General features: G+C 74.1%; 9 protein-coding genes. 5 read left to right on the forward strand and 4 right to left on the reverse strand.

What is annotated here, in order from left to right; genetic code table 11:
* Positions 1 to 17: 17 nt before the first annotated feature.
* Together HF526_RS27610 and HF526_RS27615 are read right to left on the reverse strand one after the other, a co-directional pair.
* The gene (locus tag HF526_RS27610) at positions 18 to 503 is read right to left on the reverse strand and encodes a hypothetical protein (RefSeq protein ID WP_169384508.1); all 486 of its coding nucleotides are present in this window, start codon (positions 501 to 503) and stop codon (positions 18 to 20) included.
* A gap of 148 nt (positions 504 to 651) precedes the next feature.
* Positions 652 to 1,284, reverse strand: coding sequence for a DUF6474 family protein (locus tag HF526_RS27615; RefSeq protein ID WP_239029231.1), 633 nt, complete (start codon positions 1,282 to 1,284; stop codon positions 652 to 654).
* Between the two features lie 182 nt (positions 1,285 to 1,466).
* Here HF526_RS27615 and HF526_RS27620 point away from each other — a divergent pair, with 182 nt between their 5' ends.
* The 5 genes from HF526_RS27620 (at position 1,467) to msrA (ending at position 9,077) form a co-directional block, all read left to right on the forward strand.
* A complete protein-coding gene (locus tag HF526_RS27620; protein WP_338051794.1) occupies positions 1,467 to 3,167 on the forward strand; it encodes a TM0106 family RecB-like putative nuclease in 1,701 nt (566 codons plus the stop codon).
* A gap of 125 nt (positions 3,168 to 3,292) precedes the next feature.
* Positions 3,293 to 4,594: a UDP-glucose dehydrogenase family protein gene (locus tag HF526_RS27625; protein WP_169384509.1), complete on the forward strand. Its 1,302-nt coding sequence runs from the start codon at positions 3,293 to 3,295 to the stop codon at positions 4,592 to 4,594.
* 123 nt (positions 4,595 to 4,717) lie between these two features.
* Entirely contained in the window at positions 4,718 to 6,520 is a 1,803-nt protein-coding gene (locus tag HF526_RS27630; RefSeq protein ID WP_420821660.1) for a gamma-glutamyltransferase family protein, read from the forward strand.
* A 190-nt stretch (positions 6,521 to 6,710) separates the two neighbouring features.
* The gene (locus tag HF526_RS27635; protein ID WP_211177886.1) at positions 6,711 to 8,366 is read left to right on the forward strand and encodes a peroxidase family protein; all 1,656 of its coding nucleotides are present in this window, start codon (positions 6,711 to 6,713) and stop codon (positions 8,364 to 8,366) included.
* Between the two features lie 39 nt (positions 8,367 to 8,405).
* A complete protein-coding gene (gene msrA / locus HF526_RS27640) occupies positions 8,406 to 9,077 on the forward strand; it encodes a peptide-methionine (S)-S-oxide reductase MsrA (RefSeq protein WP_169384511.1) in 672 nt (223 codons plus the stop codon).
* A 327-nt stretch (positions 9,078 to 9,404) separates the two neighbouring features.
* On the opposite strand, the gene HF526_RS27645 is transcribed toward msrA, so the two are convergent.
* Positions 9,405 to 10,454, reverse strand: a complete 1,050-nt coding sequence (locus HF526_RS27645) for an AAA family ATPase (RefSeq protein WP_338051795.1) — start codon at positions 10,452 to 10,454, stop codon at positions 9,405 to 9,407.
* 134 nt (positions 10,455 to 10,588) lie between these two features.
* Positions 10,589 to 11,581, reverse strand: a complete 993-nt coding sequence (locus HF526_RS27650; RefSeq protein ID WP_169384513.1) for a bifunctional DNA primase/polymerase — start codon at positions 11,579 to 11,581, stop codon at positions 10,589 to 10,591.
* Positions 11,582 to 11,604 lie beyond the last annotated feature (23 nt).

The raw sequence follows: 11,604 nt of genomic DNA on the forward strand, positions 1-11,604 counted from the left end.
GGAAGGGGTGGGCCGGGTCAGGCCCACACCGGAGGACCCCGCCGGGCGAGTCCGGAGATCGCCGCCCGGGCGGTGCGCATCGCGACGGCGGCCGCCGGGACGGGCAGCGTCGGCAGCGGGCGGTCGGCCGGCGGCGGGGTGAGCCGCCGTGGCAGGACGCGGACGAGCGCGGCGAACAGGGCGAGCAGGACGTGATCGGCGTCGCGGATCATCCACGCGGTGGCCAGCGTGGCCACGACGTGCATCGCGAGCATCCCCGGGGTGCTGACCATCGGGCCGACCATCCGCTCGGCGGCGTGCGCGTCGCCGAGCACCTGCATGACCACGTGCATCCCGAGCTGGCCGCCGCCCAGCGTGGCCAGCAGCCCGGGGACGGCGCGGCACACATCGGCCAGCGCGACCGTGAGCAGGACGAACAGCGGGAACAGCACGAGCAGCAGGTGAAGGTGCGGCAGGGCGCCACCGGCGGCCGCGTGCCCGACGGCGGTCAGGATCGTGCTCATCACCGCGACGGTGCCGGCATGGACTCCCCGGGCCGGGCGCATGCCGGTACCGGATTGTCCGGTCGAGCGCCTCATGGGCCGAAACGGTAATCGGTGCACACGGGGCCGACCAAGCCGATGTGGGGGCCCAAACTGAGGGGCCCGGGTGCTAGGTGCGGACGCCCAGGTGGGTGAGCAGCTGGGTCTCGATCTGGTCGAGCTCGCCGGAGATGGCCCGGAAGGCGGTGCGCCGGCGCGGGCTCGGCATCTGCTCCGCGGCCCGGACGGCCACCGCGAGATCGGCCAGCCGGGGCCGGGTGTCGAGAGCGAACCGGCGGGCCGCACCGGTCGCGTGCACCTCGTCGCCGGAGTCAAGCTCGGTGAGCGCCTCGGCGACCCGGGACAGCCGGGCGTGCAGCGCTCCACCGCGGCCGGAGTAGGCGGCCAGCTGGTCGGGGGCGACTCCGAGCTTGCGCGCGCGGTAGGTGTCCCACTGCGCACGGGCGACCCCGGCGGCGGCCAGCGCGTACGGCGCCAGCAGCGGAGCGACGACCTTGCCCACGCCGATCATCCGCTTTGCCCGCGCCGGCGTCAGACCGTCGCGGTCGCCCTTGGCTGCCTTGGGGGCCTCTTCCACCTGGTGCGCCTTCGCCTTCTTCTCGGCCTTCTTCGTGCGCTTCCGGCCGGCCTGCCGCTCGGCCTCCGCGGTCTCCTTCGCGGCTTTCGCGGCTTTCCTGCGCGCCCTCCGGCCGGCCTTCGGCGGGGGACCGCCGCCGTTCTCGCCGGCCACCGCGTCGATCATCGTCACAGCGTCGGAACCGACGCGGCCGGACCCACCGGATCGTCTGGATCTGCTGGAACGTCCTCGCAGCCCCATTCCCGTCCTCCTCGCCCCCCGCGCGCCGAGGTTGCGGGCAGCTTAGAGCCCGGCTGTCCCGGTGGCAGGCGCAGAGGTTGTCGGAGCCGGTCTCTACCCTCGGGCGTGTGACGGCGGTAGTGAACGGCGTGGACAACTCAGCCGGCGTGGCCGGGGTGTCGCTCGACGCCTCGGCGGTGACGCGCTGCCGCCGGCGGGTGCATCTGGATCACGACCCGGCCTCGGCCGAGGTGCCACGTGCGCTGCCCGACCCGTCGCTCGAGCAGCGCCGGGCCGACGCGGCGGCGCACCGGGCGGAGATCGGCGCGCGGCTGGCCGCGGCCACCGGTGAGGCCTGGGTCGCGGTGCCGGCCGAGGGCCCGGCGCACCGGCGAGCGGCGGCGACCGCGGAGGCGGTGGCGGCGGGGGCCCGGTTGATCTGGGGTGCGGTGCTGCCGCTCGACGACGCGGCCGGCCGGCGCGGCAGCGCCGAGCTGCTCGTCCGTCTCCCGGGCGGCGGCTACGTGCCGGTGATCGTGGTCCGGCACCGGGTCACCGATCCGGGCTCCGGCGCGGTCACCACCCCGCTGCTCGAGCCGTGGCCGGACCGTGGCGCCGTCGATCCGGACCGCAAGATCCGCTCCCAGCCGCGCGACCTGCTGCGACTGGCGCACCTGACGCGGATGCTGGGGGCGGCCGGCTGGGCTGCCGACGAGGAGCCCGAGGGCAGCTGCCTGGGCGGTGTGATCGGCATGGACGCCGATGTCGTCGTCTGGCACGACCTGCTGGCCGGGCACTGGCCGGGCGGGCGGAGCACGCTGGCCGAGTACGACGTGCGGTTCGCCGACCGGATCGCGGTGGCCACCGCGGCTGCCACCGGGGCGCCCGCCCTGGCCCGGCCGTCGCGGATCACCGAGTGCCGCCGCTGCCCGTGGTGGCCGACCTGCGAGACCGAGCTGACCCGCTCCGAGGACGTCAGCCTGGTCGTGCGCGGGGAGGCGGCCGTCGTGCTGCGCGCGGCCGGGGTGGGGACGGTCGCCGCGCTCGCCGCGCTCGACCCGGCGGTGGAGCCGCCGGTGCCGCTGCCCGGGATGCCCTTCGCCGACACGGTCGCGCTGGCCCGGGCCTGGCAGCGCGGGCTGTCGGTGGCGCGGCGGGTGCCGCGGATCGCGGTGCCGCGCGCCGACGTCGAGGTCGATGTGGACATGGAGAGCTTCGGCGAGGCCGGGGCCTACCTGTGGGGGGCGTTGCTCACGTTCCCCGGCGGCGCCCGGCCCGGCGACGAGCCGGAGGGCTACCGCGCATTCGCCACCTGGGAGCCGGTGCCCACCGAGGACGAGGGCCGCTCGTTCGGCGAGTTCTGGACGTGGCTCTCCGGGGTCCGGGCGGCCGCGGCGGCGAGCGGGCGCAGCTTCGCGGCGTACTGCTACAACGAACAGGCGGAGAACCGCTGGCTGCTCGCGTCGGCACGGCGCTTCGCCGGGCGGCCGGGGGTCCCGACGGTGGGCGAGGTCGAGTCGTTCATCGGTGCACCGTCCTGGGTGGACCTGTTCGCCGTGGTCAGCGAGTGGTTCCTGTGCGCGCACGGCAAGGGGCTCAAGCGCATCGCGCCGGCTGCCGGGTTCAGCTGGCGCGACCCGGAGGCCGGCGGCGAGAACTCGATGCGCTGGTACCGCGACGCCGTCGGGATGGACGGCGCGCCGCCCGATCCCGAGCAGCGGCGGCGGTTGCTGGAGTACAACGCCGACGACGTCGCGGCCACCCGGGCGCTGCGCGAGTGGATGTCCTCGCCGGCGATCGCCGAGGTGCCGCTGGCCGGCGAGCTGTAGCCGGCGGTAGGCGCGATCCTCCACTCCGCTTCACCGGCCCGCAGCCGCGTGTCCAGGAGGCGGTCACCGGGTAGACGGAGTATGACCGATGTCCGGTCGTGCCCCATTCGGGAGAGGTGCCGCCCTTGTTCGCTCGACGTATCGCCGTCATCGGTTCCGGCTATGTCGGCCTGACCACCGGCGCGTGTCTGGCTTCGCTGGGACACCACGTGGTGTGCGCCGACATCGACGCCGCCAAGGTCGACCGGCTGCGTGCGGGGGAGGTCGGCATCCTCGAGCCGGGGCTCACCGAGCTGGTGGTGGAGGGCATGGCAGCCGGCCGCCTGGAGTTCGTCGTCGGTGCGCGGGAGGCGGTCGCCCGCCCGGATGCGCCACCGGTCGAGGTCGTCTTCCTGTGCGTGCCGACGCCGATGGGTGCCGGCGGCGCGGCCGACCTGACCGCGGTGCAGGCCGTCGCGGGGGAGGTCCGGCACCTGTTGCCCAGCGGGTGCGTCGTGGTCAACAAGTCGACCGTGCCGGTGGGCACCGCGGAGGCCACCCGCAAGCTGCTCAACCGGCGCGACGTCGCCGTCGTGAGCAACCCGGAGTTCCTGCGCGAGGGCAGCGCGGTGCACGACTTCCTCAACCCCGACCGGATCGTCGTCGGCAGCGACCAGCAGGACGCCGCCGAGCGGGTCGCGGCGCTGTACTCCCGGCTGGGCGCCCCGGCGGTGCTCACCGACGCGGCCAGCGCGGAGATGGTCAAGTACGCGGCGAACGCGTTCCTCGCCATGAAGCTGTCCTATGTGAACGCGCTGGCCGAGCTGTGCGACCTGCTCGGCGCCGATGTCGCGGACGTGACGGAGGGCATGGGCTACGACCGCCGGATCGGTCAGGCGTTCCTGTCGCCCGGGCCCGGCTGGGGCGGGTCCTGCCTGCCGAAGGACACCAACGCGATGGTGCAGGTCGCCGCGGCCGCGGGCCGGGAGCTGCCGCTGGTGAGCGCGAGCATCGCGACGAACAACCGGCAGCGCGAGCTGATGGTCGACAAGGTCCGCGACGCGGTCGGCACGCTCGACGGCACCCGGATCGGGCTGCTCGGGCTCACGTTCAAGGCCGGCACCGACGACTTGCGCGACTCGCCGGCGCTCGACGTCGCCGCGATGCTGCGCGCCGAGGGCGCCGAGCTGATGGCCTACGACCCGGGTTGTCCGGTCGCCGTGCCCGGGGTGACCGACGCCGTCACCGTGGTGGACGACCCGGCGCTCGCGGCCAAGGACGCCGCCGTGCTCGTGGTGCTCACCGAGTGGCCGGAGTTCCGCACGCTGGACTGGAGCGCGCTCGCCGGGCTGGTGGCCCAGCGCGTCGTCGTCGACACCCGCAACCTGCTCGACCCGGACGTGCTGCGCCGGGCCGGGTTCTCCTGGATCGGTGTCGGCCGCCGCTGACCCGCGAGTCGGCACTTCCGGTACCGCGAGTCGGCACTTTCGGGAGACTGAGTCGCCGTTTCCGGGAGACCGTCGATCGGCGGCCGGGCAGCGCAGCGCGGCACGGTTTGCCAGAGTGGCACCGTGGCTCCCCGGAAGCATGAACAGCAGGGCCGGCACGGCGCGGCGTCCAGCACCCACTACCTCGGCACCTCCACCGCGATGGCGGTCCTCGCCCGCGGCGGCAATGCGTTCGACGCCGCGGTCGCGGCCGGGTTCGTGCTGCAGGTCGTCGAGCCGCACCTGTGCGGGCCCGGTGGCGAGGTGCCCGCGGTGTTCGTCACCGCCGGCGACCCGACTCCGCGGGTGCTGTGCGGGCAGGGGGTCGCACCGGCCGCCGCCACCACCGCGCACCTGCGCGACGAGCTGGGGCTGGAGATCGTGCCCGGCACTGGCCTGCTGGCCGCGACCGTGCCCGGCGCCTGGGACGGCTGGCTGACCCTGCTGCGCGACCACGGCACGCTCACCCTGGCCGAGGTGCTCGAGCCCGCCATCGGCTACGCGAGCGGCGGGTTCCCGCTGGTGCCGCGGGTCCCGCCGACGATCGCCACGGTCGCCGACCACTTCCGCACGCACTGGCCCACCTCGGCCGCGCAATGGCTGCCCGACGGGCGGGTGCCGGCCCCGGGCGACACCATGCGGCTGCCCGCGCTCGCAGCCACCTGGCGCAGGTTGCTCGACGCCGCCGTCGGCCCGACCCGGGAAGCGCAGATCGACGCCGCCCGCGACGCCTGGTGCCGCGGTTTCGTGGCCGAGGAGATCGCCGCGTTCTGCCGCACCCCGGTCCGTGACGAGAGCGGCCGCGACCACGCCGGGCTGCTCACCGCCGACGACCTGGCCGGCTGGTCGGCGTCGTACGAGGACGCACTGCTGGTCGACACCGGCGACGGCTGGACCGTGGCCAAGTGCGGAGCCTGGTCGCAGGGGCCCGTGCTGCCGCAGACCCTGCAGCTGCTGCGCGGGGCGGAGCTGTCCTACCCCGATGGCGTGGCCACCGCCGACACGGTGCATCTGGCCGCGGAGGCGGCCAAGCTCGCGTTCGCCGATCGGGAGGCCTGGTACGGCGACAGCCTCGATCCCGCCGCGCGGGTTCCGCTGGAGACGCTGGTGTCGGAGGCCTACGCGGCGCAGCGCCGGGCGCTGATCGGCGACACCGCGTCGCTGGAGTTGCGGCCGGGCTCCCCGGACGGGCGCGAACCGCGCCTGGCCGGCTACGCCGCCCATTCGGGCGCCCCGCGCGGCGACGGGGTGAGTGCGCCGGGCCTGGGGGAGCCGACGGTGAGCCGGATCGGGGCCGTGCGCGGCGACACCGTGCACGTCGACGTCGTGGACGCGGCCGGGAACATGATCTCTGCGACGCCGTCCGGGGGCTGGCTGCAGTCCTCGCCGACGATCCCGGCGCTGGGATTCTGCCTGGGCACCCGGGCCCAGATGTTCTGGCTGGAGGACGGCCTGCCCGCCTCGCTCGTCCCGGGACGGCGCCCGCGGACCACGCTCAGCCCGTCGCTGGGGCTGCGCGACGGCGAGCCGCGGATCGCGTTCGGCACCCCGGGCGGGGACCAGCAGGACCAGTGGCAGCTGTGCTTCTGGCTCGCGCACACCGTCGGTGGGCTGGACCTGCAGGCCGCGATCGACGCCCCGGCCTGGCACTCCACGGCCTTCCCCGCGTCGTTCGCGCCGCGCGGCTGGCAGCCCGGCGGGCTGGTGGTCGAGTCCAGGCTGGGCGCTGACACGCTGGCCGCCCTGGCCGCGCGCGGGCACGTCGTCACCGACGCGGGGCCGTGGGCGCTCGGGCGGCTGTGCGCGGTCGGGCGGGGCCCGGGCGACGGGCTGCTGCGCGCCGCCGCGGACACCCGCAGCGGGGTCGGGGCCGCCGCCGCGCACTGATCCCACCCCCCGTTTGCGGGGCCGTTACTCCCCTTGGTCGTGTCTGTCGTTCCCCCGTCCGGGCCTCCAAGCTCCTCTCGAGGTCCGGGGCGATCGGCTCCCGGCGGAGCGAGAGAACACGAGGGTCATGCGAGGACGGAGCACACAGACCAACAGCGGATGTCCGTTCGGCGGCGGCATCGAGACGGGGATGTCGCGGCGGCGGGTGCTCGCCGGTGCGGCCGGGCTGGCTGCGCTGCCCGTCCTCGCCGGTGTCGGCGCCCCCGCCGCCGCGGCACCCGGCCCGGCCGGCGCTGCGGCGCCCGCCCAGCCGGCGCCCCGCCGTGCCCGCCCGCGTGCGCTCAAGGGCGGGCACGGCATCGGCGATCCGCGGGGCAGTGACATCGCGGTGCGTGCCGGGCGCGACAAGGAGGCCCGTTTCGGCGTCATGTTCAAGCGGCTGCCGGCGTTCAACCCGCCGGATGCGCTGCTGTCCGCGCTGGCCCTGCGGATGAACGACGGCAAGAAGCCGCTGACCGACGTCAAGGACAGCGACACCGAGTTCGACAACGCGAGCATGCCGGCCGGCTACATCTACTTCGGCCAGTTCATCGACCACGACATGACCCGCGACAAGACCCCGCTCACGCAGCAGCGCCAGGACCCGCGGGGGATGACCAACTACGACACGCCGAAGTTCGACCTCGGTAGCGTCTACGGCGGCGGGCCGACCGCCAACCCGGAGCTCTACGACCCGGCGAGGCCGGGATATCTCCTGGTCGAGTTCCACGACGGCGTCCACGACCTGCCCCGCGACGACGTGGGCGCGGCCTACCTGGGCGACCCGCGCAACGACGAGAACCTCATCGTCGCGCAGTTGCACGTCGTCTTCCTCCGGCTGCACAACAAGTACCGCGACCAGGGCAAGACCTTCGAGCAGGCCCAGCAGCTCGTCCGCTGGCACTACCAGTGGCTGATCGTGAACGACTTCCTGGTGCGGATCGCCGGCCGGGAGATGGTGGACGGGCTGCTGCGCAGGCGCGGCAATGGCCCCATCCAGTACACCGGCCGGCTCTACCAGCCGCGCAACCCGAACCGGCCCTACATGCCGGTGGAGTACTCCGGAGCCGCGTATCGCTTCGGGCACAGCATGATCCGCGCCGAGTACGAGATCCAGGACGGGCACACCGTGCCGATCTTCGGCCAGGAGGGGTACGAGGACCTGCGCGGTTCGCGGTCGATCCCGGAGAACATGTGGATCGACTGGAACTACTTCTTCGAGATCCCCGGCATGCACACCCCCGACGACCGCAACATGGCCCGGCTGATCGACACCCAGCTGTCGCTGCCACTGGCGACGCTGCCGCCGACGGTGGTGGCGCCGACGGCCGACGCGATCGTCGCGCTGGCCGAGCGCAACCTGCTGCGCGGCAAGCGACTCGGGCTGCCGGCCGGCCAGGACGTGGCCGCCGCGATGGGCATCAGGCCGGTGACCAACGCCCAGCTGGGGCTCACCGAGCCCGGGTGGAAGGGCAAGGCGCCGCTCTGGTTCTACATCCTGAAGGAGGCCGAGCTGCTCGGCGGCACGAGGCTGGGCCCGGTCGGCGGGCGCATCGTGGCCGAGGTGATCCTCGGGCTGATGGCCCTGGACCGGACCTCCTACTTCACCGTGAACCCCTCGTTCAACCCGGGCGGCTCGTTCGCGATGGGCGACCTGATCCTGATGGCCGACGCCATCGACGAGCGAGCCCGCACGCCCGGGCCTGCGGACCCGGGGCCGGAGGCGCCCGAGCTACCGCACCCGGAAGAACCCGCGGACCAGGCGAACCCGGCGGCGCTGCCCGACCCGGCCCCGGGCCAGGTCTGATCCGGGGGGCGGCCGGCGCCGGCGGCGTAGCCTGAGCGCATGGCTCTGTTCGGACCCGACAAGACGCAGATGGTCACCGCGGAGCGGGCGCTGCCCGGGCGGCCGACCCCGCTGGCGGTGCCGGAGCAGCACTTCGTCAACGGCAACCGCATCCTGCCGCCGTTCCCCGAGGGCCTGGCCACGGCCGTGTTCGGCATGGGCTGTTTCTGGGGCGCCGAGCGGATCTTCTGGCAGACCCCCGGCGTCCACTCGACCGCGGTCGGGTACGCGGGCGGGTTCACCGAGAACCCCACCTACGAGGAGGTCTGTTCCGGGCTGACCGGGCACACGGAGGTCGTCCTCGTGGTGTTCGACCCCGCGCACGTGAGCTACGAGACGCTGCTGAAGGTGTTCTGGGAGGGGCACGACCCGACGCAGGGCATGCGCCAGGGCGACGACCGCGGCACCCAGTATCGCTCGGCGGTCTACTACGTCGACGACGCCCAGCGCGAGCTCGCCGAGTCGACCGCGAAGACCTATGGCGACGCCCTGCGCGCCGCCCACCACGGCGAGATCACCACGGAGATCGCTCCGCTGCGGCACTTCTACTGGGCCGAGCACTACCACCAGCAGTACCTGGCCAAGGTGCCGAACGGGTACTGCGGCATCGGCGGCACGGGTGTTTGTCTAAGTGACCTTCCAGGTGTCACGCTGCCCGGCCCGAAGGGTTGATCCGCGGCAGGGCGTCTGTCGAGTCGTCGACCAGGCCGAATACGGCAACGACGCGCATGAGCGCTGCCGGGTCCTCCACGACCGGCGGCAGGCCCTGAGCGAGTCGGGACGTCCGGACGATCTCGCGCACCAGGTCGTCCGGACCGGCCGCGTGAACGGTGCGTGCTGAGCTGCGCCGAACGGCCGGTCTGCTCATGCGTCCACTCTCCCCGCGGTCAGTGACTGTCACTCGGTTGTCACTCGCGTTGTCACTGGTGTTTGCGCTGGTCAATGGCGGTGTAGTGACGGTGTGACACGGGAGTGCGCCGTTGGTGCGCGGCGCGGTTGTCACTCGGCCTCCGGCTCGGTGGAGATGTGTTCGTCCTGGTCAGGCGGGCTTGAGTGACGCTGTGACAGCAGTGACAGGGGGCGCGCTGCGGGGGTGTCACTCGTGTCACCGGTGTCACTGTCGGCCGGGTGGTAGGCCCCGGCCGGGGTGGCTCTGATCTGTCCGTCGGTGGCCATGCGGCGGCAGGTCTGGCGAACGGTTGCCGCGTCGAGCTGGAGCGCTTCGGCGATCTCCTTTGGGCGCTGGCCGGGGTAGTCGCGCACGTACCGGAGCACGAGGGATCGGGTGTCGCGCAGTAGGTAGTCGCTGGCTGGGCCGTCGAGCGTCCGCCACGCGCCTGCCGTGGGGTCGAACGAGAGGGCGTAGTCGGTTTCATCGACGTCGCGGCCGGTGACGTGGAGGACCCCGTCTGCTTGGGCGCGGGCGCGTTCGAGGACGAGGACGGCGTCGGCGGCGCCGGCGAGTCCGTTGGTGCCGGAGACGGTCGCGAGGAAGTCGTCGGCGGCGGCCTTGCGCACGTGGTGGACGAGCAGCATGGCCACGCCGTAGTGGTCGGCGATCCGCTTGATCCGGGTCATGGCGGCGTAGTCGGCGTCATAGGCGGCGACGCCGGGGGGTGGGGTGCCGCGGACCTTGGCGAACACGTCGATGACGACGAGCCGGGCGTCGGGGTGGGCGTCGAGCCAGTCCACGAGCACAGCATCGCCTCCGGCCGGGATCGGCGGGCAGGCGATCGACAAGGTCAGCCCGGCCGGGGCGGGACGGCCGGCGAGCACGGTGCGGATGCGGGATTGCAGCCGGCGCGGGGTGTCCTCCAGTGCGAGGTAGAGCACCGGACCTTGCTCGACGGGCAGGCAGCCGAGCGCCGGCCGTCCGGCTGCGATGTCCAGGCCGAGCCCGAGTGCGAGCCAGGATTTGCCGACCTTCGGGGGGCCGGCGAACAGAGTCACGCCCTCGCAGACGATGCCGGGCACCGCCCACCGCGGGTCGGGGAAGTCCATGCCCATCAGCTCCTGTGCGTCCCATGCCGTGCGCGCAGGTGCGGCCACGGCTTCGAGCCCTCCGCGTCGAGGGCGCCGTGCAGGACCGTTCACGGCGCCCTCAGAGCCGTTGTGCTGCCCGTTCGGGTCGAGGGCAGGGTGACGGTCCGGCCTCTTCAGGGGCTGGGGGTGCGGGTTGGTGGTCATGCGGCGGCTCCCGCGGGGTCAGTGATCGTGCGCGGTCGTTTCGCTCCGGCGCGCAGGCCGGAAGCGATGGTCTGTTCGGCCTGGCGGGGGCTGTAGGCGCCGAGCGCGAGATGCCGGCCCGCGGCCGACAGCAGCACCGCGCGCGCATCCGGCTCTGGCAGGGCGCCACCGGCGACGAGCTGCCCAAGCGCGACCGCGGCGACGTACAGACAGGCGTTGCGCTGCCCGGCCGGGGCGTCGTGCACCCGTGCTGTTTCAGCTGTGATCGCGGCGTGCAGATAGCGACCGACCCGGCCCGCGGCAGTGCGGATTGATCCGGTTGGGGCGGGCGGAAGCGGCGGCGGCGCCAGGCGTCGGGCGAGCCATCCGGGCAACGCGGCCGGGTCGCGGTCGTCGACCAGCCGGTATGTCCCGGCGGGGGTGCGGCTGCCCGGGGCGACGACGTAGCCGCCGTGCGCGCGGGTGTCGACTTTCCACCCCAGCCCGCGTCCGCGGTCGCCTTGGGTGTTGCGCAGCGCCGGTGCCGCCGGCCCGGCCGGGGTGCGGAAGTACAGGTGGCGTCCGCCCGAGGGCGTGATGACTGTCCGCGTGGCGGGCACCTGCTCGCCTGCTTCGGCGGCGACCCAGGCCAGCGCGCCGGCCCCGTCGATCACGCCGCGGGCGGCCCACAGTTCGGGCGCGATGTCGGCGGGGTGGCCCGGGTCAGGGCGGTCGAGGTCGATCACGACCAGCCCAGCCGGGCCGCAGGCGATGCCGACGTTGAACGACCCGGCCGTCCAGGCGCGGGCGATGCGGTCGGGGTCGGTGGTGGCGCGCTGCTCCCACCCGGCGTGTCCGCCGGCGCAGGGCCCGGTGCCCGGACAGCGATCGGCACCGTGCAGTGCGGGCCGCTTCCCGGCCGGCGCGAGCGGAAACACGGGCCAGCCGCGCGCGGCAGCGGCGAGGGCGACGTCGGTCAAGCTGGTGGGATTCTCGGGGCCAGTGCTCATGCCGGACGGTCTCCGTTCGATAA

Source organism: Pseudonocardia acidicola (assembly GCF_012911935.1).
Taxonomy (GTDB): Bacteria; Actinomycetota; Actinomycetes; order Mycobacteriales; family Pseudonocardiaceae; genus Pseudonocardia; species Pseudonocardia acidicola.